Here is a 25,296-nt window from a genome sequence, read left to right on the forward strand (position 1 = left end):
GGGCTGAACATTCTATCTGTTTCGCGTCCTGAGGGGAACGTCTACTTAACGTTCAGTATGAAAGGAGGATCCACTAATTAGATCTTAAGGATCTTTAGATCGATCTTTTACTGGATCTCTTATTAGGATCCGCCCTTTCTGTTGATAAGCACTTTTTGATCATAAAGATCATTAATTTAAGGACGATCCTAGCTTGTGGAAAAGCTTGGATCCTGGCCCGGTGAACGAGGGGATAACCAGGACTTTTATACACAGAGGTCTGTCGGTCTGGATCTAATACATGGATAACTATAGGTTTTGCAGAGCTTTACACCGTAGTTATGCACATTACCCCTGGGCGTTGTGGGTAACCTTGTAGAACAACTCTCCCGGATCAATCTGTTAATAAAATGGTGGATAGTCGATCTGGGGATAAGTGGGGAGATCAAGCTTTTTTTCAGGATCTCCCGCACGCTGATCAGGCGATCATCGTCATCCAGTCGCGGATCCACACTTCTGCGGCATCTTCGGGGATCTCGTGTTGGGTCACATCGATGTCGAGCCGCTCGCCGATCCGGCTGGCACCGCACTCGGCCAGCAGCCGATCCAGCGTCTTGCCACCCTGGCAAAAGGTGTCATAACTGCTGTCACCAAGGGCGATCACGCCATATTTCAATGAATTAAGATCCGGATGCTGCTCGGCAAGATCCTTGGCGAAGGGTTGCAGGTTGTCGGGCACATCCCCGGCACCATGGGTGGAAGTGACCACCAGCAGGATGGATCCCGCATCATCCAGCACCTCTGCCAGCTTGGCCGGGTTGTGGATCCGGGTCTGGTGGCCAGCCTGTTCCAGCAGGTTGGCGACGTGGTCTGCGACATATTCGGCGGCGCCCAGCATGGAGCCGACGACGAGATTGAGTTTGGCCATGGAATGGATCCTGATTTCAGACAAAGAAACGGAAAGCCGGATTCTACCGCCAAAGGGTGTGGATAAATATGGATAAAGCTTGGGGATAATGGATCCAGTCAGATAATGCCGCCGGATCCATCCTGCCGATCTTTTTTCTGCTTCTTTATATTCCTCTTCATTTTCTTCACCGCTCATAGCTCTCCTGATGGCTCCCATCTCCCGCGAAATCCTGCCAACGATGCTGCTAGATAACAATGTAGATGCAAATGATTAGCAATTATTGAATCGATTCGATCACGGCTCCTGTAGTAGGATTGCGCTGCTTTATTCGCCCATGGAACAGGGTTATGTCGTGACAAACGACCACAAATAACAATTAAAACAACATAACTCATTGATAAACGAGACTTTAATATGATTGCGCAAAAATACACTATAGGACCCGGCAAGAAGGGCGCCTTCGGCGTGCTTTCGCTCTCCGGTTTGCTCGTCTCCCTGCCGCTGATGGCCGAACAAACCACCGCTGAGCTGCCCAAAGCCAGCGAAACCATGGTGGTGACCGGTACGGCCATGAAGGTGGAAGTGCCGATGGCCGAGACCCCTCGCGCCGTTTCCGTAGTTAATCGCGAGGAGCTGGATCAGCACGCCGTGTTGCAGCTGGATGAGGCGCTTCGCTATCGTTCCGGCGTATTGACCGGCCTCTATGGTTCCGACAACAACACCGACTGGTTCAAGGTGCGTGGCTTTGATGCTGCTTCCTATCTCGATGGAAGCATCCTGTTTGGCTCTGGTTACTATCTTTGGACGCCGGAACCGTTCGGCCTGGATAGTCTGGAAGTGCTGAAGGGGCCCGCTTCAATGCTCTATGGCGTAGCGCCTCCGGGCGGGGTGATCAATGCCATTAGCAAGCGACCGACCACCACGCCGCAAGGGCTGGTGGATCTGCAGCTTGGCAGCCGGGATCATCGTCAGGTCGGGGTGGATGTCTCTGACGCGCTCTCCGACAGCAGCCGCTACCGCATGGTTGCTCTCTATAAAGAGCGTGATGGCGTGCTCACTGGCACCTACAACGATCGGGTTTATCTGGCGCCGAGCGTCACCTTCGATCTTTCGGATCGTACCAGCCTGACCCTGCTGGCCAGTTTCCTGCACGACGAAGGGGTCCCGACCAACGGCTTCTTCCCGGTCTATGGCACCCTGAATACGTCAGGTGGCCAGATTGATCCCTCCACCAACCTGAGCCAGCCGGATTACGATCGCAACCGCAATACCCAGATCTCCACCGGTTATGAGCTGGCCCACCAGCTCAACCAGAGCTGGGAGTTCAAGCAGAAGGTTCGGTTCAACTATAACGATCTGCTGCTGCGCCAGACCTATATCTATCCTTGGGCTGCCTGGCCCGCGACACCCGATGAAAATATGCCGGTTCGTGGCCGTGGCATGATCTATCGGGATGGCAATACCAAGAGTGCCACTATTGATAATCAGATGGTGGGTTACTGGAACACCGACAGCACCGAGCAGACCCTGCTGCTTGGGGTGGATCTGCAGCGTCATGTCAACAAGGGGATGGAAGCGGACTCATGGATGGGGACCATAGATACCCAGAACCCGGATTACAGCGGCTTCCCTAGATTTGATGAGTCAACGGCCACTTACCAGAAAACAACCATGGCTCAAGAGGGGATCTATGCCCAGCATCAGATCCGTTGGGACGATCGCTGGTTGCTGACAGGAGGTGGTCGCTTTGACTATGTCGAGACCCATAACATCAGCAAAACATATGATAGAGATGAAAGGCAGTACGAGCATGCGCTATCCCTTTCCGGCAGCTTGATGTATCTGGCCGACAACGGCATCTCGCCATATCTTGCTTATTCTGAGTCGTTCTTGATGTTGCCCGGGATCGATCCGAATACCAAAACTTCATATAAATCCCGTGAGGGAAAATTGTATGAAGCAGGCGTCAAATATGCGCCTGCCTTCCTCGACGGTTACATCAATCTGGCGCTGTTCGATCTGGAGCAAAGTAACGCTCTGGTTTCCAGTGGCTCAGGCCAGCAGACCCAAGCTGGAGAGATGACCTCTCAGGGGATCGAGCTGGAAGGGAGCGTGCAGGTGACCGATGCACTGCGTCTGACCGCTGCTTATACCTACACCGATGCCAAAACCAACGACACCGGCAGTGGCGATCGCCGTGCCAGCCTGATCCCGCGCCACCAGGCCTCCTTCTGGGGTAACTACAAGGTGCAGCAAGGGGTGGCTTCGGGTCTGGAGCTGGGGACCGGTGTGCGTTATATCGGTTCCAGCGTGGGTATTGGCGCCGTGAATGCGGACTATACCCCCATCTACGGCTCTGCCGAGGTGCCGGCCCATACCGTCTGGGATGCGATGATCGGGTATGACTTTGCCAAGAACTGGCGTGCCCAGCTCAACGTCAACAACCTGCTGGGTGAAACCTACGTGGCCAGTTGTGACTACTACTGCTACTACGGCGAGCCGCGCAGCGTAGTGGGCAGCATCAACTACCGCTGGTAATCGAAGTCGGGCGGGAACCGGGTTCCCGCCCTTCTTTTCACCCGCAGTTGTTCTGATCTCTCTGGAATACCGGTCCGTTATGGAACTCTTGTCTCTGGTTTATCGCCAATATCGTTGGCCCTTTATCGCCATTACCCTGCTCAGTCTGCTCAGTGCCGTCAGCGGGATTGGCGTCATTGCTTTTATCAATCAGTCTCTTATCGAATCTATAGGTGATCCGCTGCCGATCCTCGGTCAGCTGGTCGGCCTCATTGTGCTGCTGCTGGTGATCACACTCGGATCTCAGCTGGCCCTGACCACTCTCGGTCACCATTTTGTCTACCGGTTGCGTGGACGCCTTCTCAAGCAGTTGCTGGATACCGATGTCGCCCGCATCCGCCAGATTGGTCAGGGGCCGCTACTGGCCTCCCTCTCCAGCGATATCGGCCAGATCACCATCGCCTTCGTGCGCCTGCCGGAGCTGGTGCAGGGGCTGGTGCTCACGCTGGGTTCTGCCCTTTACCTTGGCTGGCTCTCTCCTGCATTGCTCGGGGTGACCGCACTCTGGGTCACCGTCACCATGGTGGTGGGCTGGTTGCTGGTGAACCGTGTTTATCGCCATCTCTCCCACATGCGTCAGGCTGAAGATCGGCTCTATCAGAACTATCAGGCCATCATCGCTGGCAGCAAGGAGCTGGCGCTCAACCGCGAGCGGGCTCACTTCGTTTACCACCAGCTCTATGAGCAAAATGCCCGTGACTACCGCCAGCAGATCATTCGCGCCGACACCTATCACCTGAGCGCGGTGAACTGGTCGAATATCATGATGCTGGGGGCCATCGGTCTGGTCTTCTTTCTGGCCAACGGCCTTGGCTGGGCCAACACTAATGTGGCCGCCACCTTCGCCCTGACCCTGCTGTTCCTGCGCACCCCGCTGTTGCAGGGGATTGGCGCCCTGCCGACCCTGCTTGCCGCTCAGGTGGCCTTCGACAAGATCGCCGCCCTCAATCTGGCTGAGCCGGATGCGGACTTCCCACTGCCGCCCGCCATCCGCCCCTGGCAGCGTATCGAGCTGGAGAAGGTGAGCTTTCACTATCAGGGGGAGGGCGGCTTTGCCGTTGGCCCCATCGATCTGGTCATCGAAAAGGGGGAGCAGATCTTCATCATCGGTGGCAATGGCTCCGGCAAGTCGACGCTGGCCATGCTGCTGACCGGCCTTTACCAGCCTGAATCGGGCCGGATCCTGCTGGATGGTGGGCCGGTCACCGATCGCAATGGCTATCTGGCGCTCTTCTCCGCCATCTTTACCGACTATCACCTGTTCCAGCACCTGCTGGGGCCGGAACCCAAGGATGAGCTGGTGGCCGAGTGGCTGGAGCGGTTGCAGATGGGCAGCAAGCTCACCATCGAGGATGGCTTTATAGCCGATATCGATCTCTCCCAAGGGCAGCGCAAGCGGGTCGCCCTGCTGCTGGCGCTGGCCGAGCAGCGCGAGGTGATGCTGTTTGACGAGTGGGCCGCGGATCAGGATCCCCAGTTCCGCCGCATCTTCTATCAGGTGCTGCTGCCGCGCCTCAAGGAGATGGGCAAGACGGTGATTGCCATCAGTCACGATGATCACTACTTCCCGCTGGCCGATCGCCTGTTGGAGATGCGTCAGGGCCAGCTCACTGAACTGACCGGCGCGCGCCGTGCCGCAGTGAGCCGCGATGCGATCGCCCATCTGGATTGCGAGGTGCCGGCTTGATGCCGGCACCGATGAGACTGGCGGCAAGCCAGCACAGGAATTGCTTATGTTCGAGATGAAATCAGCCAGCTTCACGGTCAATGACCGCACGCTGCTGCACCCCACCGACCTGCGTTTCGAGCAGGGACAGGTCTATGGCCTCATCGGCCACAATGGGTCGGGCAAATCGACCCTGCTCAAGCTGCTGGCACGCCAGCAACCCCTCAGCGACGGCGAGATCCTGTTCGATGGCAAGCCGCTGCCCGACTGGGGCAATCGGGAGTTTGCCCGTCAGGTGGCCTATCTGCCCCAGCATTTGCCGAGCGCCGAGAACCTGCTCGGGCGGGAGCTGGTGGAGATGGGCCGCTATCCCTGGCGCGGCCTGTTGGGCCGGATGGGGGCGGAGGATCACCGTCAGGTCGAGCGGGCCATCGCCCTTACCCATACCGAACGTTTTGCCGATCGGCTGGTGGATACCCTCTCCGGCGGCGAGCGGGGGCGGGTCTGGCTGGCGATGCTGCTGGCGCAGGAGAGCCGCTTTATCCTGCTGGACGAGCCGCTGGCCGCGCTGGATGTGGCCCATCAGGTGGAGGTGCTCACGCTCGTCAAGCAGTTGAGCCGTCAGCTAAACCTCGGGGTCATCATCGTCATTCACGACATCAATATGGCCTCCCGCTTCTGTGATCGGCTGGTGGCGCTCCACTCCGGCCGCCTGCTCACCCACGGCGAACCTGAGGGGATCATGACCAGCGAGACCCTGCACGCCATCTATGGCATCCCGATGGAGGTCATTCGCCACCCGGCCCATGCCCATCCCATCGCCATCGTCTGACCGGGGGCTCTCTTGAACCGTTTATTTAAGAAAATGGCACCCTGCCTTATCAGCCTGCTGTTACCACTTGTGGCGCAGGCCGAAACATCCCCGATCGCCTCTGCACCGCTACCCCGTATCGCCACCGTCGACTGGACCATAGCCGAAACCCTGCTGGCACTCGGGGTGACTCCGCTGGCGGTGGGGGATGCTGGTCCCTATCAGGCCTGGGTCGGCGAGCCACGGCTACCTGCCGGAGTGGTGGATATCGGCCTGCGTACCCAGCCCAACCGTGAGCTGCTGGCGGAGCTCAAACTCGATCGCATCCTCATCTCGCCGCTGGCGGCCCCGCTGGCGCCAACTCTTTCCCGCATCGCGCCGGTGAGCACCATCGCCCTCTATGATGGGCAAACCGATCTGTGGCAGCGGCTGCACGAGGTGACCCTGACCCTCGCCCGTATAGTGGGCAAAACCGCCGAGGGCGAACGGCTGCTGGCCGGGCTGGATCGGGATCTTGCCAGTATGCAGGCCAGATTGCCTGCGGATTTGCCGCCCCTGCTGGTGGTGCAGTTTATCGATGAGCGCCATGTGCGGGTGTTTGGTCGCCACAGCCTGTTCGATGCGGTGATGACGCGCCTCGGGCTGCGTAATGGCTGGCAGGAGCAGACCAATGACTGGGGTTTCTCGGTGGTCAGCATCGAGCAGTTCATGACCTTGCCAACCGCGCGGCTGGTGGTGGTCGATCCCATTCCGGTCGGGGTGAGTGAACGGCTGCAGGAGCCTGGGCTGTGGCAGCATCTGCCGCTGGTACGGCAGGCGCCCGTGCTGCATCTGCCTGCGGTCTGGAGTTTTGGCGGCGTATTGGCCGCCCGCCGTTTCGCCGGTCTGCTCAGCGATGCATTGCTGCAAGATGCCGAGCGTATGGAGGCTAGCCGATGAAGCGACTGCTCACATCGCCGCTGCTGCGGCCGGTCTCGATCCTGCTGGGGTTGATCCTCTTGCTCGCGTATTGGGAGCTGGCTCGCCAGCTGCCCGGTGCGCTCTGGTGGCAGAGCCTCTTCGCCCCCAATCTGGATGATGTCAGCCAAGCGGTGGTGCATTTCAGCTGGCTACCCCGCTTGGCTGTCACCCTGTTGGCCGGGGCGGCTCTCGGGCTGGCGGGTACCCTGATGCAGCAGGTGCTGCGCAACCCGCTCGCGTCACCGACCACCTTGGGGGTGGCCTCCGGTGCCCAACTGGCGTTGATGATGGTGACCCTGTTTGCCCCCTCCTGGTTGCTGTTGGGACGGGAGTGGATCGCCATGGCCGGTGGCTGCCTCGCGATGGCACTGGTGTTTGCCCTGGCCTGGCGTCGTCAGCTCAATCCGGTGGTCATCGTCTTTGCCGGGCTGGTGATCAACCTCTATCTGGCGGCCATCAGCATGGGGCTCTTGCTGTTCTTTCAGGAGGAGCTGAAAGGTTTGCTGGTGTGGGGCAGTGGCTCGCTAGTGCAGAATAGCTGGAGCGGGGTGAGTTACCTGTTGCCCCGCCTGCTGGCAGCCGCTGCGCTGGCCGCAGTACTGGTGCGCCCGCTGGCGGTGCTGGAGCTGGATGATGCCAGCGCCCGCAGTCTGGGGGTCTCCCTGCAGCATCTGCGTTTTGCCGGACTGGGGCTGGCGGTGTTTGTCACCGCTTGCGTGGTGAGCGTGGTGGGGTTGATCGGCTTTATCGGGCTGGCGGCGCCCGCCATGGTGCGGCTGCTCGGGATCCGCCAGCTTGGCCAGCGGCTGCTGTGGGCACCGATCCTCGGCGCCCTGCTGCTGGCGGCGACCGATCTGCTGCAGAGCCTGAGCCGCTTCTGGCCGGTATTGATCCCCACCGGCGCCATGACCGCATTGCTGGGGGCGCCGCTGCTGCTCTGGCTGATCCCGCGCCTTGGCATCAAGTCGGGTACGCCGAAGGCAAACGCCGGCCTGCTGGTGGCCCGCCATCCGGCACCGGCTCGCCTTATTGGCCTGTTGTTGGTCGGGCTGCTGCTGGCCGTGGCCGCCTCCCTGCTGTTTGGGCAGGGAATGACGGGCTGGAGTTGGCCAAGCTGGCTCCGCTGGCATGCCCAGTTGGAGTGGCGGCTGCCGCGCACTCTGGCGGCGGGGGCGGCTGGCGTGCTGCTGGCGCTGGCGGGCACCCTGTTGCAGCGGGTCAGCAACAATCCTATGGCGAGTCCGGAGCTGCTGGGGGTGAGCGGCGGCACCTTTATGGGGGTGATAACGACGGCCTTACTGCTGCCAGCTTTGCCGTTGCCCATAATGCTGCTGGGTGGCCTTCTCGGTGCCTTCGGCTGCCTGTTGCTGCTGGTGCTGGTCAATCGCAAGCACGGTTTCCAGCCGGAGCGGATCCTGCTCTCCGGTATCGCCATCACGGCGTTGTTTGAGCCGCTGCAGGCTATCGCGCTGGCCAACGGCGACCTGCGGGTGCAGCAACTGCTCTCCTGGATGTCCGGTTCTACCTATTACGTCACCCTGCCGGTGGCCTATGGGTTGGTGGGGCTGGTGCTGTTGATGCTGGCCGCCTGCCTGTTGGTGAGCCGCTGGCTCGATCTGATGCCGATGGGGAGTGCTGTAGCGACCGCACTCGGCATTCGCCTCAACCGTGCCCAGCTCGCCATCCTGCTGCTGGTGGCCGTGCTCACTGCCAGCGCCACCCTGGTGGTCGGGCCGCTCTCGTTCGTCGGTCTGTTGGCGCCACATATGGCCAAGCTGATGGGGTTGGTGCGGGCACGCTGGCACCTGCTTGGGGCCGCCGCTTCCGGCGCCCTGTTGATGGTGTCGGCTGACTGGGTCGGCCAGCAGATCCTCTTCCCGCAGGAGGTGCCGGTCGGGCTGGTCTCCACCCTGTTAGGGGGCGCTTACTTCATGTGGTGCCTGCGTCGCCTCTAGGTTTGTGGACAAAAAACGCACAATAAAAAGCCCGGGATGAACCCGGGCTTTTTATTGTCTGCTGAGCGGAGAGTTACTTGCCGATGCAGAAGCTGGAGAAGATGCGACCCAGCAGATCGTCGGAGCTGAATTCGCCGGTGATCTCGGAGAGAGACTCCTGCGCCAGGCGCAACTCTTCGGCTACCAGCTCGCCGGCCACGAACACTTCCAGCTGCTCCTTGGCCACCAGCAGGCGCTCGGCGGCACGCTCCAGCGCATCCAGATGGCGGCGGCGAGCCATAAAGCCCCCTTCGGTGTTGCCCTGGAAACCCATGCAGGCTTTCAGGTGCTCGCGCAGGGCAGGCAGTCCCAGCTCGGTCTTGGCGGAGATACGGTAGACGGCGTGGCCCTGCTCCTGACTCGGTGCCAGATCCTCGCCTGTTAGATCGGCCTTGTTGCGAATGACGGTGAGGCCGATGTTTTTTGGCAACCGATCAACAAATTCCGGCCAGATCTCCCGCGGGTCAACCGCGTCTGTGGTGGTGCCATCCACCATAAACAGCACCCGATCGGCCTGTTCAATCTCGGCCCAGGCGCGTTCGATACCGATCTGCTCCACCTTGTCCTGAGTGTCGCGCAGACCGGCGGTGTCGATGATGTGCAGCGGCATGCCATCGAGATGGATATGCTCGCGCAGCACGTCGCGGGTGGTACCGGCAATCTCGGTGACGATGGCCGACTCACGGCCCGCCAGGGCATTTAGCAGGCTCGATTTGCCGGCGTTGGGACGACCGGCGATCACCACCTTCATCCCTTCCCGCAGCAGGGCGCCCTGTTTGGCTTCCCCGCGCACGTCGTCCAGCTCGGACATGATGCTGTAGAGGTCGCCCGCCACCTTGCCGTCGGAGAGGAAGTCGATCTCCTCGTCCGGGAAGTCGATGGCCGCTTCCACATAGATGCGCAGCCGGATCAGGCTCTCCACCAGTTGCTGGATTTTGCTGGAGAACTGCCCCTGCAGGGAGTGCATGGCGCTGCGGGCGGCCTGTTCGCTGGAGGCTTCAATAAGGTCAGCGATAGCTTCGGCCTGGGCCAGATCCAGCTTGTCGTTGATGAAGGCGCGCTCGCTGAACTCGCCGGGGCGGGCAGGGCGGATGCCATCGATTTTCAGAATGCGGCGGATCAGCATGTCCATGATGACGGGGCCGCCGTGGCCCTGCAGCTCCAGCACATCCTCGCCGGTGAAGCTGTTGGGAGCTTTGAACAGCAGGGCGATGCCCTGATCCAGTACCTGGCCTTGCTCATCCTTGAACGGCAGATATTCGGCGTAGCGCACCCGCGGGAGCTTGCCGAGCACTATCCCGGCGACCTGTTCGGCGGCGGGGCCGGAGACCCGGACTATGCCGACGCCACCACGGCCTGGCGCGGTGGCCTGGGCCACGATCGTATCTGTTGTCATCTTGCTTGGCTCGTTTGTTCGCTGATAGGAAAACGTAGTGGGAGACATTGTAATAAAAAAGGCGGCCCGAAGGCCGCCTCTTTTGTCATCACGGGAAGATTAGCTGCGTGAATGCAGTCCTTTCTTCTCCAGCTGACGATAGATGATGGTCTGCTGGATGATGGAGATGACGTTGCTCACCAGCCAGTAGAGAGTCAGGCCAGCCGGGAACCAGAGGAACATGAAAGTGAAGATGATCGGCATGAACTGCATCACTTTCTGCTGCATCGGGTCGGTTACGGTGGTCGGGCTCATCTTCTGCAGATACCACATGGAGGCACCCATGAGGATTGGCAGCACGAAGAAGGGGTCCTTCACTGACAGGTCAGTGATCCACAGGGCAAACGGCGCGTGACGCAGTTCAACGGATTCCATCAGTGCCCAGTAGAGGGCGATGAAGATCGGCATCTGAACCAGGATCGGCAGGCAGCCACCCAGCGGGTTGACCTTCTCCTTCTTGTACAGCTCCATCATGCCCTGAGACATCTTCTGGCGGTCATCGCCGAAGCGCTCGCGCAGGGCCGCAATCTTGGGTTGCAGCATGCGCATCTTGGCCATGGAGGTGTACTGGGCCTTGGTCAGCGGGAACATGATGCCGCGCACCAGCAGGGTCAGCATGATGATGGCCAGACCCCAGTTCTGGACGAAACCGTGGAACACGGTCAGCAGCCAGTGCAGCGGTTGGGCGATGAACCACAGCCAGCCGTAGTCGACGGTCAGGTCGAGGTGGTTAGCCACCTTGGCCATCTGGTCTTGCAGCTTGGGACCAACCCACAGCTTGCTGGTCACTTCGGCCTGTTGGCCGGCAGCTACGTCAACCAGCGGCGCCTTGTAACCGATGATGGCCTGGCCTTTGCCCGGGATCACACGGCTGTAGAAGCTGTTGGTATCGTCGGCATTCGGAGCCCAGGCAGAGACGAAGTAGTGTTGCAGCATGGCGACCCAACCACCCTTGGTGGTCTTGTTCAGGTCGGCATCCTTCATCTCGTCGAAGGTGTACTTCTTGTAGCGGGTATCTTCAGTGGAGAAGGCACCACCACGGTAAGCGCTGGCTACCATGGCATGACCTTCCTGATCCTTCGGTGTGGCTACGGTCTGCTTCAGCTGACCATAGAACTGCACCTGAACCGGCTCGGCAGATTTGTTGTCGATCTTGTAATCAACGCCAACGGCATAGTCGCCACGCTTGAGGATGAACTCCTTGGTGAAGACCACGCCCTTGCTGTCGGTCCAGGTCATCGGAACGACGACTTGATCCTGACCATCGGCCAGCTGATAGCTGGTCTGGGCGGCTTCATAGGTAGGACGACCTTCGGCCTGACTGTCCGGACCGTTGCGACCCACCAGACCGCTCTGGGCGATATAGAGGTGCTCAGGCTTGCTGGTCAGCAGCACGAACGGTTGGTCCTTGCCCTCTTCCAGTTTGTGAGACAGCAGTTCGGCAGACACGACGTCACCACCCTGGGTATCCAGGGTCAGCTTGAGCACGTCAGAGGAGACGGTGATCAGCTTGCGTGCGGCAGTCGCGTTGGCTTGCTCGGAAACCTGAGGAATATCACCGGTCTGACCGGCTTCAGGTACGAAATGTTCGGTTTGGGCCACGGTAGTCGGGGCCGGCTTCGGAGCCTTGTCGGACTCCCACTGTTGCCAGAGCAGAAAGCTCACGAACAGCAAACCGATCAGGAGTAGATTGCGTTGTGATTCCATAGTCTTCAGTTTCTTCGCTTTGGTTGCGGAACCGGGTCATAACCACCCTCGGATAAGGGATGGCATTTTAATAGACGTTTGCTAGCTAACCAAACGCCTTTTATGAAACCGTGAAGTCGGATGGCTTCTATCGCAAATTGGGAACAAGTTGGAGTAAAACGGCAGCGCGGCCCGAGCAGAGGGCTAATGATTAGCTGATACAGTCGTATCAGTTTGATAGCTACCCATTGCAACGGCGTGACAGAGTGCGCCATAGCTTTTCCAGTAACTTGAACAGTTCCTCGTTATCCATCTCTTTCACACCGGCCTTGGCGATCACCACGATGTCGATAGCGGGCAGCTGATGTTGTTTGAGGCGGAAACTTTCCCGGACCACCCGTTTGACACGGTTACGCCAGACGGCACGCTTGAGTGCTTTTTTGGGCACAGCGAGACCAAGACGAGAGTGTTCGAGTGAATTGGGGCAGGCGAGAAGCGTAATTTGCGGGGAAGCAGCCCGGACAGGCTCGGCGAAAACGCGTTTGAAGTGTTCGGGAGTTAACAGACGTAACTCCCGAGAGAAGGTGTGCTGGGTAGGCATTAAACTACCAGACGGGCACGACCCTTGGCACGACGAGCGGCCAGAACTTTACGACCGTTGGCAGTTGCCATGCGGGCGCGGAAACCGTGAGAGCGCTTGCGCTTCAGGTTGGACGGTTGAAAAGTACGTTTCATGATTCGATTCCGTATTTCTGTACAGTTTTGATTGTCACACTTAGCCGACGCGCCAGCTATAGCGTGTGACGACTAGCAAAAGAGGCCGAATTCTAAACAGAGTTCGGCTTTTAGTCAATCCGCCGTTCCCTCTCATCCTGCCGTGGTCTTGAAAAGGCCGCTGCCGAGCGTGAGGATCCAGAGGATCAAGGGCTCCGGATTATACTGGCAACCCGGGGTTAAACAAGGGATCCCTCAATAAAAAAGGCGGCCAGGCCGCCAAAGAGAGAGCTATTTAAGGACTTTCCGCAAGAACTCCCGGGTACGGGGATCCTTGGGATCGACCAATATCTGATCCGGCGGGCCCTGCTCGACGATCCGCCCCCCTTCCATGAAGATCACCCGATCGGCAACATCACGAGCAAATTCAATCTCATGGGTCACCACCACCATGGTCTGGTGCTGGCGGGCCAACTCTTTCATTAGTCCCAAAACCTCGTCGACCCACTCGGGATCGAGAGCCGAGGTGGGCTCGTCAAACAGGATCACCTTGGAGTGTGCCGCCATGGCGCGACCAATGCCGACCCGCTGCTGCTGGCCGCCGGAGAGGGAGGCCGGATAGGCATCCTGCTTGTCGGCAAGACCAATGTCCTTGAGGATGCCGAGCGCTGTGGCACGGGCCTCGGCTTTTGGCTGCTTCCAGACGGTGATCAGCCCTTCGGCGATGTTGTCGAGCGCTGTTTTGTTGGCAAAAAGGGCGTAGTTCTGGAACACGAAGGAGGCCCGCTTGCGCAGCTCGATCGCCTGCTGTTCGCTGGCCTTGGCCAGATTCAGCTTGAGATCGTCGATGGCAAGGGTGCCCGCATCCGGGGTCTCCAGCAGGTTCAGGCAGCGCAACAGAGTCGACTTGCCGGTGCCGGAGGGGCCGATGATGACGACAATTTCCCCCTTTTTGACCTCCAGATCGATGCCGTTGAGCACCTGATTGCCGTGATATGCCTTGGAGAGGCCGGTTAGCTTGATCATGAGAGCCCTCCTTTAATAGGCACGGTTAAGACGGACTTCCAGCAGATGCTGCAAGCGGGTAAAGAAGATCACCACTACCCAGTAGATCAGCGCCACCGCCATAAAGCTCTCGAAGAACTTGAAGGAGGAGGAGGCTTCCATTTGCGCCTTGCCCATGATCTCGGCCACTCCCAGCGTGAACGCCAGCGAGGTGCTCTTGATCATGTCGATGAAGTAGTTCATCAGCGACGGGGTGGCGATACGGGCCGCCTGCGGCAGGATGATCCGCTGCATCGCCTGATAACGGCTCATGCCGATACTGAGCGCCGCTTCCATCTGGCTTTTGTGAATGCCGAGGATGGCTGCGCGGATCGACTCGGCCATGTAGGCGGCGAAGTGCAGGGTCAGACCGACGATGGCGGCGGTAAAGGCATCCATTCCCACGAAGATCGGGAACAGTTGCGGCAGTCCGTAGTAGAGCAGGAACAGCTGAACGAGTAGCGGTGTACCCCGAAAGAACGAGATATAGAGCATCGCCAGCCAGTGAATCGCAGGGACGCGAAACACCCGTACTATCGCCAGGGCCAGCGAGAGTACGAGTGCCAGCACGAATCCCCACAGGGCCATCTCCATCGTGGTGCCCAGGTATTTGAGCAGGATGGGAAACAGCCCCAGCGTGTATTCGAGGTCAAATTCCATCATTTATTTGTCGGTGATGTCGGAAGCGAACCATTTCTCGGAGATCTGACGCAGGGAGCCATCCTTGCGCATGGCGGTCAGGGCCTCGTCGACCTTCTTCAGCAGCGCCTGTTTCTCCGGGGTCTTCAGGAAGGGCAGGGCGTTCTCGATAGTCTCGAACGGTGCGCCAGCCTGTTGCAGCGGCAGCTTGGACTCTTTGATCAGCTGGGCGGTGGAGACGCGGTCCATCACGAAGGCATCGATGCGACCCAGGGCGACATCCTGCTCGAAGGCGGAGTCATAGGTGCGGATATCGATCTTCTTGTTCGGGTCGTTCTTGCGCAGCAGCTCTTCGAAGTTGGAACCCAGGTTCACGGCAACGCTCTTGCCTTCCAGATCCTTGATGCCATGAATGGTGCTGTTGCCCTTGCGTACCACGATCTGGGCGCCGTCATAGACGTAAGGCTGGGAGAAGTCGTACTTCGCCTTGCGCTCGTCGGTGATGGTGATCTGGTTGGAGATGGTGTCGATGCGGCCGGTTTCCAGCATGCCGAACAGGCCGGAGAAGCTGGCGGTCACGAATTCGACCTTGTAGCCGGTGCGCTCGCCGATCTGGTTCCACATATCCACTTCAAAGCCCTGCAGCTTGTCCTGCTTGACGAAGGTGAACGGGAAATATTTGCCAGACATGCCGACCTTGATGGTCTCCTGGGCGATGGCCTGACCGGACAGGGTGGCGAGCAGGATGGCTGCGCCGGAAATCAGTTTGATGGATGTTTTCATGGTGTTTCTCTCTCTCAATGTCTTGTATTTGTAGTTGTAATAACTGGTTTGGCCCTGATGTTATTGGAATAAAATTTAAAAAATAAATGACATTTGGTTATATGAAATAACAGGAGAGAAGCACGGGATCGACCAATCCGGACGGTGGATCAAGCTGTGGGTAACTTTGGGGATGAAATCCGATCCAAAGGCGCTGGATCCTTGAAAGTCAAGGATCTTATTTGCTGGATCCACCGGGCGATGGCTGGAGATCCGGCGGCTAAAAACGTAGAATAGCCGGTCTTTAGTTAATCAATCGACAGGAGTTTAGAGTGACTGCTTCGCTATGGCAGCAGTGCCTTAACCGGCTGCAAGATGAGTTGCCCTCGGCAGAATTCAGCATGTGGATCCGGCCGCTTCAAGCGGAGTTGAGTGACAATACTCTGACCCTGTATGCACCGAATCGCTTTGTTCTGGACTGGGTACGAGACAAGTATCTCATCCGGGTTAACGGCATCATCAACGAACTCTGCGGGGTCGACGGCCCCGCCCTGCGTTTTGATATAGGCAATCGTCCCCATCCTGTTGCTGTCGCCAGAGCGCCGGTACAGGGTGCCGCGCCTGTGAATAACTTGCAGAAGAGCTGGGAAAGCAAGGCTGAAGCCAAGCCCGAGCCGAACCACAAGAGCAACACCAACGTGAACTATACCTTCGAGAATTTCGTCGAGGGTAAGTCCAACCAGTTGGCGCGTGCGGCTGCCCGTCAGGTAGCGGACAATCCGGGTGGTGCTTACAACCCGCTGTTCCTCTATGGCGGCACTGGCCTTGGTAAAACCCACCTGCTGCACGCCGTTGGCAATGCCATCAAGGAGAGTAAAAAAGATGCCAAAGTCATCTATATGCACTCCGAGCGGTTTGTTCAGGACATGGTGAAAGCGCTGCAAAACAACGCCATTGAAGAGTTCAAGCGTTACTACCGCAGCGTCGATGCCCTGCTCATCGATGACATCCAGTTCTTCGCCAACAAGGAGCGCTCCCAGGAGGAGTTCTTCCATACCTTCAATGCCTTGCTGGAAGGTAACCAGCAGATCATCCTCACCTCGGATCGCTATCCGAAGGAGATCAACGGTGTTGAGGATCGCCTCAAGTCCCGCTTCGGCTGGGGCCTGACCGTGGCGATCGAACCGCCGGAGCTGGAGACCCGCGTCGCGATCCTGATGCGCAAGGCAGACGAGAATCAGATCCATCTGCCGGACGAAGTGGCCTTCTTCATTGCCAAACGTCTGCGATCCAACGTCCGTGAACTGGAAGGCGCCCTCAACCGGGTGATCGCCAACGCCAACTTCACCGGCCGTGCCATCAACATCGATTTCGTGCGCGAAGCGCTGCGCGACCTGTTGGCACTGCAGGAGAAGCTGGTCACCATCGACAATATCCAGAAGACGGTGGCGGAATACTACAAGATCAAGCTGGCGGATCTGCTCTCCAAGCGTCGTTCCCGCTCTGTTGCCCGTCCGCGCCAACTGGCGATGGCACTGGCCAAGGAGCTGACCAACCACAGTTTGCCGGAGATAGGTGATGCCTTTGGTGGCCGTGACCACACTACCGTTCTTCATGCCTGCCGCAAGATCGAGCAGCTGAAGGAGGAGAGTCACGACATCAAGGAGGACTATTCCAACCTGATCCGTACCCTTTCTTCCTGATAACGGAATCGAGTGGACAGATGCAGCGCGAATATTCCAACCTGATCCGAATCTTTTCCTCCTAATCACAACGGAGAGCACAGATGCAGCTCGAAATTAGCCGTGAGGCCCTGTTACGTCCTCTGCAACTGGTGTCCGGCGCCCTCGGCGGCCGACCGACCCTGCCGATCCTCGGCAACGTGCTGCTTGATGTCAGCAACGGTCTGCTGTCACTGACCGGTACCGATCTCGAAGTAGAGATGATCGGTCAGGTCTATCTGAACGGGGCCAGCGAAGATGGCCGCACCACAGTACCGGCGCGCAAGCTGCTGGATATCTGCCGTGGTCTGCCGGAAGGCGCCGAGATCCGCCTCAATACCGAAGGCGATCGCCTGATCATCCGTTCCGGCCGTTCCCGCTTCAACCTCTCGACCCTGCCGGCGACCGAGTATCCGAACATCGAGGATTGGGAATCCGTGCTCGAGTTCGATATCAGCCAGCTGGAGCTGAAGAAGCTGATCGATGCGACCCAGTTCTCCATGGCCAGCCAGGACGTGCGTTATTACCTGAACGGTATGCTGTTCGAGAGCGAAGGTCACGGTCTGCGTACCGTGGCGACCGACGGTCACCGTCTGGCCACCTGCCGCCGCGAGGTAGTAGGGGAATCGCTGCCCGATCATCAGGTTATCCTGCCGCGCAAAGGGGTACTGGAGCTGGTGCGTCTGCTGGAGGCGGAAGACAAACCGGTGCGGCTGCAGATTGGTCGCAGCAACCTGCGTGCTGCGCTGGACGGCTTTATCTTCACCTCCAAGCTGGTGGATGGCCGCTTCCCGGACTGGCGCCGCGTCATTCCGCGCAACAGCGACAAGGCCCTGATTGCCGGCCGTGAGGATCTGCGTCAGGCGTTTGCCCGCGCTGCCATCCTCTCCAACGAGAAATTCCGTGGGGTGCGTCTCAATCTGCAGGAAAACCTGCTGCGCATCACTGCCAACAACCCGGAACAGGAAGAAGCCGAAGAGCTGCTTGACGTACAATATGCCGCTGGCGAGATGGAGATCGGCTTTAACGTCTCTTATGTGCTCGACGTGCTGAATACGTTAAAATGTGACCAAATTCGGATTAGCCTGAGCGATTCCATCAGCAGTGCCATTATTGAGGATTTTGAACATCAGGATGCTCAGTACGTGGTGATGCCGATGCGGATCTAGTCGTGTCCCTGGTCAAACTCCAGCTCAGCGACTTTCGCAATATCCAGCAAGCCAGTCTCAAGCTGTCGCCCGGCCTCAACATTCTGGTCGGGTGCAATGGCAGCGGCAAGACCAGCGTGCTGGAAGCCATTCACTACCTTGGTCTGGGGCGCTCCTTTCGCACTCATTTGACCGGGCGGGTCATCCGCCAGGGGGAGCGGGCCTTTACCCTGTTTGCCCAGTGTGAACTGGAGGGGCGACAGGTACCGATCGGTCTTGCCAAAGACAAGAGTGGCGAGACCCAGCTCAAGATTGCCGGGGCGCAGGCCCAGCGGCTGGCCGATTTGGCGGAGCTGTTGCCGGTGCAGTTGATCCATCCCGATGGCTTCAACCTGCTGACGGGCGGGCCTCAGGCTCGCCGCGCCTGGCTCGATTGGGGCGTTTTCCATCAGGAGCCGACCTTCTTTGCCCTGTGGGGGCGAGTGCGGCGGCTGCTGAAACAGCGCAATGCGCTGTTGCGCCAGAGCACCCAGTACCGCCAGCTGGCGTTCTGGGATCAGGAATTGGTGCGGCTGGGTGGTGAGCTTGCCGAGTTTCGCGCCAGTTATTGTCAGGCCATTACGCCCCTGATCAAGGAGATGACGGCGGATTTTCTGCCGGAATTCGATATCAGTCTCGGCTTTTACCGGGGCTGGGAGAAAGACACTCCCCTCGGCGATCTGCTGGAGGCGGGGTTTGAGCGGGATCGGGCGCTGGGCTATACCGGTGTCGGTCCACAGAAAGCCGATGTGCGCCTCAAGGCGAACGGGGTACCCGCTCAGGATATTTTGTCCCGGGGTCAGCTGAAGTTGCTGGTCTGCGCCATGCGACTGGCCCAAGGGCTCTATTTGAATCAACATAGCAGCCGTGGCTGTATTTTTTTAATTGACGATTTTGCCTCTGAACTGGATGTCGACAAGCGCCGCTTGCTGGCCGCAAGGCTGAAGCAGTGTGCGTCCCAGGTGTTTATCACCGCCATCGACACCGGTCAGCTCGCAGACATGATGGATGCGAATGACTGCAAGTTGTTCCACGTGGAACAGGGTAAAATCTCCGAAACGTTAGAGAAGGCAGAGAGTAAGCTATGAGTGAAAATACTTACGACTCCTCGAATATCAAGGTGCTGAAGGGCCTGGATGCGGTCCGCAAGCGCCCGGGGATGTATATCGGCGATACGGATGATGGCTCGGGTCTGCACCACATGGTGTTCGAGGTCGTCGATAACTCCATTGACGAGGCGCTCGCTGGCTACTGCTCCGATATTCTGGTCAAGATCCATTCCGACGGTTCTGTCTCTGTGCGTGACAATGGCCGGGGTATCCCGGTAGACATGCACGAGGAGGAGGGCCGCTCCGCCGCAGAGGTCATCATGACCGTGCTGCACGCAGGCGGTAAGTTTGATGACAACTCCTACAAGGTATCCGGCGGCCTGCACGGCGTGGGTGTCTCGGTAGTTAACGCCCTCTCTGACAAGCTGTTGCTGACCATTCGTCGTAACGGCCACGTCTACGAGCAGACCTATCATCTGGGTGAGCCGCAGGCGCCGCTCAAGCAGATTGGCGACAGCACCGGTACCGGTACTGAAGTTCGCTTCTGGCCGAGCCCTGCCATTTTCAGCGATACCCTGTTCCACTACGAGATCCTGGCCAAGCGCCTGCGTGAGCTCTCCTTCCTCAACTCCGGTGTCTCCATCCGTCTGCAAGACGAGCGTGATGGCCGCGAGGCGCATTTCTGCTACGAGGGTGGCATCAAGGCGTTCGTTGAATACCTGAACCAGAACAAGACCCCGATCCACCCGAAGGTGTTCCATTTCACCACCGAGCAGGATGGTATCGGCGTTGAAGTGGCGATGCAGTGGAACGACGCCTATCAGGAAGGGGTCTACTGCTTCACCAACAACATCCCGCAGCGGGATGGTGGTACTCACCTGGTTGGCTTCCGTACCGCGCTGACCCGTACTCTGAACTCCTATATGGACAAAGAGGACTACAGCAAGAAGGCCAAGTCTGCCGCCAGTGGCGACGACGTGCGTGAAGGTCTGATTGCCGTTATCTCCGTCAAGGTGCCGGATCCCAAGTTCTCCTCCCAGACCAAAGACAAGCTGGTCTCTTCCGAAGTGAAGACCGCCGTTGAGCAGGCGATGGGTGAGAAGCTGGCGGACTTCCTGCTGGAAAACCCGGGCGATGCCAAGATCGTGGTCAACAAGATCATCGATGCGGCCCGTGCCCGTGAAGCGGCCCGCAAAGCCCGCGAACTGACCCGCCGCAAAGGTGCGCTGGATATCGCCGGTCTGCCCGGCAAGCTGGCTGACTGTCAGGAAAAAGACCCGGCTCTCTCCGAACTCTACATAGTGGAAGGGGACTCTGCTGGCGGTTCTGCCAAGCAGGGTCGCAACCGTAAAAACCAGGCCATCCTGCCGCTCAAGGGTAAAATCCTGAACGTAGAGAAGGCCCGTTTCGACAAGATGATCTCCTCGCAAGAGGTGGGCACCCTGATCACCGCACTGGGCTGCGGTATCGGTCGCGATGAGTACAACCCGGACAAGCTGCGTTATCACAACATCATCATCATGACCGATGCGGACGTCGATGGTGCGCACATCCGAACCCTGCTGCTGACCTTCTTCTATCGTCAGATGCCGGAAATCATCGAACGTGGCTACGTCTATATCGCCCAGCCGCCGCTCTACAAAGTGAAGAAGGGCAAGCAGGAGCAGTACCTGAAAGACGAAGACGCGCTGCTGCAGTACCAGACCGCCATGGCGCTGGACGGTGCTACCCTGCACGTCAACGAGTCTGCTCCGGCTATCGGTGGCGAGGCATTGGAGCGCCTGGTCAACCAGCACCGCTCGGTGACTCACCTGATCACCCGCATGTCTCGTCGTGCGCCGGAAGCCGTGCTGACCCAGCTGATCTATCAGCCGGAGTTGAACGAAGCACTGCTGAACAGCGAGAGCGATCTGCTGGCCTGGTGTCAGGGTATGGAAGCCGTGCTCAACGAGAGCAACCACGGTATCCAGTACCAGATCCAGGTTCGTCGTGACGAAGAGCGCAGCCTGTACGTTCCGCACGCCGTGGTACGTCAGCACGGTGTCGACCGCGAATATCCGCTCAGCTACGACTTCCTGCAGTCCGGTGAGTACCGTCAACTGGTCTCGCTGGGCAAGGAGATCGCCAACCTGATCGAGGAAGGTGGTTTCATCAAGCGTGGCGAGAAGGTCAAGCCGGTTGCCAACTTCGTGGAAGCAGTCGAGTGGCTGATGGGCGAAGGCAAGCGCGGCATCTACATCCAGCGCTATAAAGGGTTGGGCGAGATGAACCCGGACCAGTTGTGGGAAACCACCATGGATCCGGAAGCCCGTCGCATGCTGCGCGTCACCATCGACGACGCCGTCGGTGCCGACCAGCTCTTCTCCACCCTGATGGGTGATGCCGTTGAGCCCCGTCGTGACTTTATTGAGACCAACGCCCTGCGCGTGGCCAACCTCGACGTCTAATCAGACTCGCTGATTGCAATAAAAAGCCGCTCACAAGAGCGGCTTTTTTACATTTGTAGTCTGCTTTATCAGAGCATTTTGCTCATGATAACCAGGTTGTGGGGTAGCACAGCACCATCGCTAGCCGTGCGATGACGCAACGCTGGCACTATGTGGTGGATGACCCTGAACCCCAGCTTGGCATAGAAAGACTCGGCGGTCTGGGTGCCGAGATTGACCTCGTAAACCCCTTGCTGCGTCAGGTACTCCAGCACGGTATTGGCGAGCAGGGTGCCGGTTCCTGCGGGTTGCCCTGGTTGCACGACCACAGTGCCGATATAGGCGTATCGCTGATTGTCTGTGGAGTAGATAGACCCGGACATACCTCCCTGCAGTTCACCATTCTCATCGCGCAGCATCAAGACAAAGGTCGGCTGGATTTTGGGATCCTGCTCGTTGACCGCTTCGATGTAGAGGATTTTGCCTGCTTGCTGAGAACCGCAATGCGCTCTGAATATTGCAGTGTGATCCGGGCCTGCGGGCATATGAACCGCTTCATGCAGATAGTCACGCTCGACCAGTGGGGTGTGCACCTGAGGGTAAGTGGTGAGTATCACCACCTCATTGATGAGGTGACCCTGTTGCTGCTGTTCCAGGATCAGCAGATCCAGATAATCGAGCGGAGCGGTGAGAAAGCTCGCTTCCGGGTAGTGGACGATTACGTTCTGGTTGAAGCCAAACTCCTGCTCACGCTGTTGTAGTAGGGCAAATAGCATCAGCTGTCGTTCGCTCAGTTTATCGGGGGAGCTGTTGTCCGGCTGGTACAGTTCGAGCGGATTATGTCGAGTGGTCATTGTTTCTCCAGAGAGTAAGGAGCGGGGATGATAGCACAGACGGCCCAGCCGGATGCCGCCCGACGTTCCACGTGAAACACTGGCAGTTGAAAGGATGGGCGAGCGGGCTGAGATAAAGAAAATGCCGAATTTGATGTTCGGCATTTTGATGATGAGTTCACTTGCACAGAGCTGATTCTTTATATGCAGTGTGCTATGGAAGAGTTAATAGTTTTTATGCTGTGACATGAACTGTTGAAGCATTTTACCTACCAGTTCCGGCGATTCTTGATGAGCTGAGTGAGCCGCGAGTGGAATATTGGCAAAACTGGAATCTGCGATTTTTGCTTTTAAAGCCACAGACTCCTCAAGCGAAAATATGACATCGTTATCACCCCTCATGATTAATGTCGGACAACGAATTTTTTCAACTAGGTTACTCGGGTAGCCAGATGGTGTTGTATCAAGCCAAACAGCCTTTACAGCATCGACCAGTTTTGGGAAATCAGGCTCGGGATTTGACACCTTATATAGCGCGACATCATCGGCAAACTTTGAAATCCAAAAGTCTGCTGTTAAGCCGCTTAGCAACCCGAGTGATGGATCATCAGGCTCTAATCGCCACGTTGCACCAAGTGTAACCAAACAAGAAACGCTATCGGGTTCTTGTACGGCTAGTCGATAACCTACGATACCACCATCACTAAAGCCAAATATTGAATATTTATCAACGCCCAGATAGTCGAGGAGTGTTTGGATATCTTGCTGATACTGCAAGTAACTCAGTGGCTTACTACCTAGGGGGGATTTTCCATGGCCACGGAAATCTACACTGATCAACTGATAATCCATGGCAACATATCTTTGAATGGGTATTAGTTCATTAAGGGAACCAAGGCCACCATGAAGCATCAATAAAGGCTCACCATCAGGATTACCCGAAAGTTCGTAATACAACTCACCACCGTTGACGCCGATATAACCACTTTTATTGTTCATGTTTTTGAGCAACCTCGTTTCGATGTATATGACCTAACAGATGAAATAGCACATCTGCGCCGACCCCCTCAGGATGGCGCTACCTGCTGTCAGTTTCTGTCAGCAATGAATTTCGGCTGCGGGATTTGCTGGGTGGTGCGCCACTCCTTCAGCAGGCTCTCTCTGCTTTTTGGATAGCGGCAATCTTGCGGCTGCATCCGGGTGATGCGATCGACCCGAAAGTGGCGAAAGCCCTGACGCAGTTCGCACCAGGCCACCAGTACCCGTACCTGTTCGAAGTAGCCGAGGGCAAAGGGCCAGACGGTGCGCTCAGAGGCCTCATCCTTGAGATCGCGATAGCCCAGGATCACCTTGCGTTGCTGGCGGATGGCACTGCGCAGGGGGGCTTCATCGGTGAGGCTGTCGCTGCGGGAGGTGCCAATCAGCAGGGCATTGCTCTGGAGCTGCAGGCGATAGTCGGCGGGCAGCACGGCTTCTATCTTGGCCAGCGCACTGCTGGCCGATGCACTCAAGGCTCCATCACCGTGGGCGACGACCCAACGTGACCCCAGCACCAGCGCATCCAGCTCCTCTTCACTGAACATCAATGGCGGCAGCATGAAGCCGGGACGCAGCACATAGCCGATCCCCGGCTCGCCCTCGATATGGGCCCCTTGCGCCTGCAGAGTGGCGATATCCCGATAGAGGGTGCGCAGGCTGATGCCAAGCTGGCTGGCCAGTTCCGCGCCAGTGATGGCGTAACGGTGGCCGCGCAGCAGCTGGAGCAGGGCCAGCAGGCGTTCGGAACGGGACATGGGATGACTCCTCGGGATTTCTGGTTAGCCTGCCATAGCGGAGTGAGCGGGTATAGAGGATGTCATCAGACATTGTTGCCACGAAAAGATCGTCGCCACTCGCTGGGGGAGATGGCAAAGCGGGCTCGAAAGTGATTGCGCAGGGAGGTGGCAGTCTTGAAGCCGACCAGCTCGGCGATGCGATCGATGGAATGGCCGCTTACCTCCAGCAGCTCCTGACTGCGCCTGAGCCGCTCCGCCAGCAGCCATTCACCCACCGAGAGGCCGGTAGCCTGATGAAAACGGCGGGTAAAGGTGCGGCGGCTCATCAGGGTGTGGGCCGCCAGAGAATCCAGGGTGTGGGGTTCGGCCAGATGGGCACGCAGGTGATCGAGCAACTGGTTCATCCTGACATCGCGAGTGGAGGCGGGCACCGGCTGTTCGATAAACTGGGCTTGGCCCCCTTCCCGGTGAGGCGGGATCACCAGCCGCCGCGCCACCTTGTTGGCGATGGCCGAGCCGTGGTACTGGCGTACCAGATAGAGGCAGCAGTCCAACCCGGCGGCAGTGCCTGCCGAGGTGACCAGCCCATCGTCATCCACATAGAGGGCGTTGGTATCGAGCTGCACGCAGGGAAAGCGGCGGCAGAAATCCTGTTCGTACTCCCAGTGGGTCGATGCTTTGCGACCATTAAGTAGTCCGGCGTAGGCGAGCACATAGGTGCCAAGACAGAGCCCGACCAGCCGGGCACCTCTGGCTCTGGCGGCAATCAGGGCATCGAGCAGTGCTGCGGGTGGCTGTGCTGCCGGGTCGTGCCAGAAGGGGATGACGATGATCTCCGCCTCGGCCAGCACCTCCAGCCCATGAGGAGCCTGAATGGTGAAGCCTTGCGCCGAGTGTGCATGATGGTTGCCATCACCGCAGCAGATCTTGAGCTCGAACAGCGGCTGGCGCGGCAGGATGTCGCCGAAGATGAGACAGGGGACGGCGCAGTGAAAAGGGCTGAAGTGATCGAAGGTCACCACGGCAACGATCGGGGTGGTCATGGTGTTGGCTCCTCTCTGCGCGCAGACCACTCATCATAAGCGTTTGGCTGTGAAAGCCGAAGGGCCATGTCTGACATGGCTCTCT

The 25,296-nt window shown here is 58.3% G+C and carries 22 protein-coding genes; 9 read left to right on the top strand and 13 right to left on the bottom strand.

Going from position 1 to position 25,296, the window contains the following annotated elements; genetic code table 11:
• Positions 1–457 precede the first annotated feature (457 nt).
• Positions 458–907, bottom strand: a complete 450-nt coding sequence (mioC, locus tag ACTG2W_RS13105; RefSeq protein ID WP_033138545.1) for an FMN-binding protein MioC — start codon at positions 905–907, stop codon at positions 458–460.
• A 396-nt stretch (positions 908–1,303) separates the two neighbouring features.
• Here mioC and ACTG2W_RS13110 point away from each other — a divergent pair, with 396 nt between their 5' ends.
• From ACTG2W_RS13110 to fhuB, 5 genes are all read left to right on the top strand, one after another.
• The gene (locus ACTG2W_RS13110; protein WP_128834580.1) at positions 1,304–3,427 is read left to right on the top strand and encodes a TonB-dependent siderophore receptor; all 2,124 of its coding nucleotides are present in this window, start codon (positions 1,304–1,306) and stop codon (positions 3,425–3,427) included.
• Positions 3,428–3,506: 79 nt separating this feature from the next.
• A complete protein-coding gene (locus tag ACTG2W_RS13115; protein ID WP_421309396.1) occupies positions 3,507–5,153 on the top strand; it encodes a multidrug ABC transporter permease/ATP-binding protein in 1,647 nt (548 codons plus the stop codon).
• A 46-nt stretch (positions 5,154–5,199) separates the two neighbouring features.
• Positions 5,200–5,964 (top strand): ATP-binding cassette domain-containing protein, encoded by a 765-nt coding sequence (locus tag ACTG2W_RS13120; protein WP_124930500.1) that lies wholly within the window; start codon positions 5,200–5,202, stop codon positions 5,962–5,964.
• A 33-nt stretch (positions 5,965–5,997) separates the two neighbouring features.
• Positions 5,998–6,882 carry an ABC transporter substrate-binding protein gene (locus tag ACTG2W_RS13125; protein WP_128836553.1) on the top strand — a complete coding sequence of 295 codons (885 nt, stop codon included), beginning with the start codon at positions 5,998–6,000 and terminating at the stop codon, positions 6,880–6,882.
• Entirely contained in the window at positions 6,879–8,858 is a 1,980-nt protein-coding gene (gene fhuB / locus ACTG2W_RS13130) for a Fe(3+)-hydroxamate ABC transporter permease FhuB (RefSeq protein WP_440016257.1), read from the top strand. Before ACTG2W_RS13125 ends, fhuB begins: the two co-directional genes overlap by 4 nt.
• A gap of 73 nt (positions 8,859–8,931) precedes the next feature.
• Here the strand turns inward: fhuB and mnmE are convergent, their stop codons facing one another.
• The 8 genes from mnmE to ACTG2W_RS13170 form a co-directional block, all read right to left on the bottom strand.
• Complete coding sequence (gene mnmE, locus ACTG2W_RS13135; RefSeq protein WP_106844446.1) at positions 8,932–10,293, bottom strand: tRNA uridine-5-carboxymethylaminomethyl(34) synthesis GTPase MnmE; 1,362 nt, start codon at positions 10,291–10,293, stop codon at positions 8,932–8,934.
• 99 nt (positions 10,294–10,392) lie between these two features.
• Positions 10,393–12,039, bottom strand: coding sequence for a membrane protein insertase YidC (gene yidC / locus ACTG2W_RS13140; RefSeq protein WP_005355794.1), 1,647 nt, complete (start codon positions 12,037–12,039; stop codon positions 10,393–10,395).
• 5 nt (positions 12,040–12,044) lie between these two features.
• Complete coding sequence (gene yidD, locus ACTG2W_RS13145; RefSeq protein WP_010672280.1) at positions 12,045–12,293, bottom strand: membrane protein insertion efficiency factor YidD; 249 nt, start codon at positions 12,291–12,293, stop codon at positions 12,045–12,047.
• Positions 12,260–12,619, bottom strand: coding sequence for a ribonuclease P protein component (rnpA, locus tag ACTG2W_RS13150; protein WP_005339313.1), 360 nt, complete (start codon positions 12,617–12,619; stop codon positions 12,260–12,262). Before rnpA ends, yidD begins: the two co-directional genes overlap by 34 nt.
• Complete coding sequence (rpmH, locus tag ACTG2W_RS13155; protein ID WP_005307156.1) at positions 12,619–12,753, bottom strand: 50S ribosomal protein L34; 135 nt, start codon at positions 12,751–12,753, stop codon at positions 12,619–12,621. The genes rnpA and rpmH overlap by 1 nt, the downstream gene beginning before the upstream one ends.
• A gap of 270 nt (positions 12,754–13,023) precedes the next feature.
• Positions 13,024–13,758 (bottom strand): amino acid ABC transporter ATP-binding protein, encoded by a 735-nt coding sequence (locus ACTG2W_RS13160; RefSeq protein WP_040068428.1) that lies wholly within the window; start codon positions 13,756–13,758, stop codon positions 13,024–13,026.
• A 12-nt stretch (positions 13,759–13,770) separates the two neighbouring features.
• Positions 13,771–14,439, bottom strand: a complete 669-nt coding sequence (locus ACTG2W_RS13165; RefSeq protein WP_019445518.1) for an amino acid ABC transporter permease — start codon at positions 14,437–14,439, stop codon at positions 13,771–13,773.
• On the bottom strand, positions 14,440–15,198 hold the full coding sequence (locus tag ACTG2W_RS13170; RefSeq protein WP_019445519.1) for an amino acid ABC transporter substrate-binding protein: 759 nt from the start codon (positions 15,196–15,198) through the stop codon (positions 14,440–14,442).
• Positions 15,199–15,509: 311 nt separating this feature from the next.
• Between ACTG2W_RS13170 and dnaA the strand changes: the two genes are divergently transcribed.
• The 4 genes from dnaA to gyrB all read left to right on the top strand — a co-directional run bounded on the left by dnaA (position 15,510) and on the right by gyrB (position 21,581).
• Positions 15,510–16,880 (top strand): chromosomal replication initiator protein DnaA, encoded by a 1,371-nt coding sequence (gene dnaA, locus ACTG2W_RS13175; RefSeq protein WP_005339307.1) that lies wholly within the window; start codon positions 15,510–15,512, stop codon positions 16,878–16,880.
• A gap of 83 nt (positions 16,881–16,963) precedes the next feature.
• A complete protein-coding gene (gene dnaN, locus ACTG2W_RS13180) occupies positions 16,964–18,067 on the top strand; it encodes a DNA polymerase III subunit beta (protein ID WP_106844445.1) in 1,104 nt (367 codons plus the stop codon).
• A gap of 2 nt (positions 18,068–18,069) precedes the next feature.
• Entirely contained in the window at positions 18,070–19,173 is a 1,104-nt protein-coding gene (gene recF, locus ACTG2W_RS13185; RefSeq protein ID WP_005339305.1) for a DNA replication/repair protein RecF, read from the top strand.
• The gene (gene gyrB, locus ACTG2W_RS13190) at positions 19,170–21,581 is read left to right on the top strand and encodes a DNA topoisomerase (ATP-hydrolyzing) subunit B (protein ID WP_005357188.1); all 2,412 of its coding nucleotides are present in this window, start codon (positions 19,170–19,172) and stop codon (positions 21,579–21,581) included. The genes recF and gyrB overlap by 4 nt, the downstream gene beginning before the upstream one ends.
• Positions 21,582–21,649: 68 nt before the next feature.
• On the opposite strand, the gene ACTG2W_RS13195 is transcribed toward gyrB, so the two are convergent.
• The 4 genes from ACTG2W_RS13195 to ACTG2W_RS13210 all read right to left on the bottom strand — a co-directional run bounded on the left by ACTG2W_RS13195 (position 21,650) and on the right by ACTG2W_RS13210 (position 25,211).
• The gene (locus ACTG2W_RS13195) at positions 21,650–22,414 is read right to left on the bottom strand and encodes a GNAT family N-acetyltransferase (protein ID WP_106844444.1); all 765 of its coding nucleotides are present in this window, start codon (positions 22,412–22,414) and stop codon (positions 21,650–21,652) included.
• A gap of 204 nt (positions 22,415–22,618) precedes the next feature.
• Positions 22,619–23,392, bottom strand: a complete 774-nt coding sequence (locus ACTG2W_RS13200) for an alpha/beta fold hydrolase (protein ID WP_043820704.1) — start codon at positions 23,390–23,392, stop codon at positions 22,619–22,621.
• A gap of 89 nt (positions 23,393–23,481) precedes the next feature.
• On the bottom strand, positions 23,482–24,186 hold the full coding sequence (locus ACTG2W_RS13205) for a helix-turn-helix transcriptional regulator (protein WP_106844443.1): 705 nt from the start codon (positions 24,184–24,186) through the stop codon (positions 23,482–23,484).
• Between the two features lie 65 nt (positions 24,187–24,251).
• Positions 24,252–25,211: a helix-turn-helix domain-containing protein gene (locus ACTG2W_RS13210; protein ID WP_106844442.1), complete on the bottom strand. Its 960-nt coding sequence runs from the start codon at positions 25,209–25,211 to the stop codon at positions 24,252–24,254.
• Positions 25,212–25,296: the final 85 nt, after the last annotated feature.

The sequence above is a fragment of the Aeromonas sp. 96A genome, from assembly GCF_051919165.1.
Classification (GTDB): Bacteria; Pseudomonadota; Gammaproteobacteria; order Enterobacterales; family Aeromonadaceae; genus Aeromonas; species Aeromonas veronii.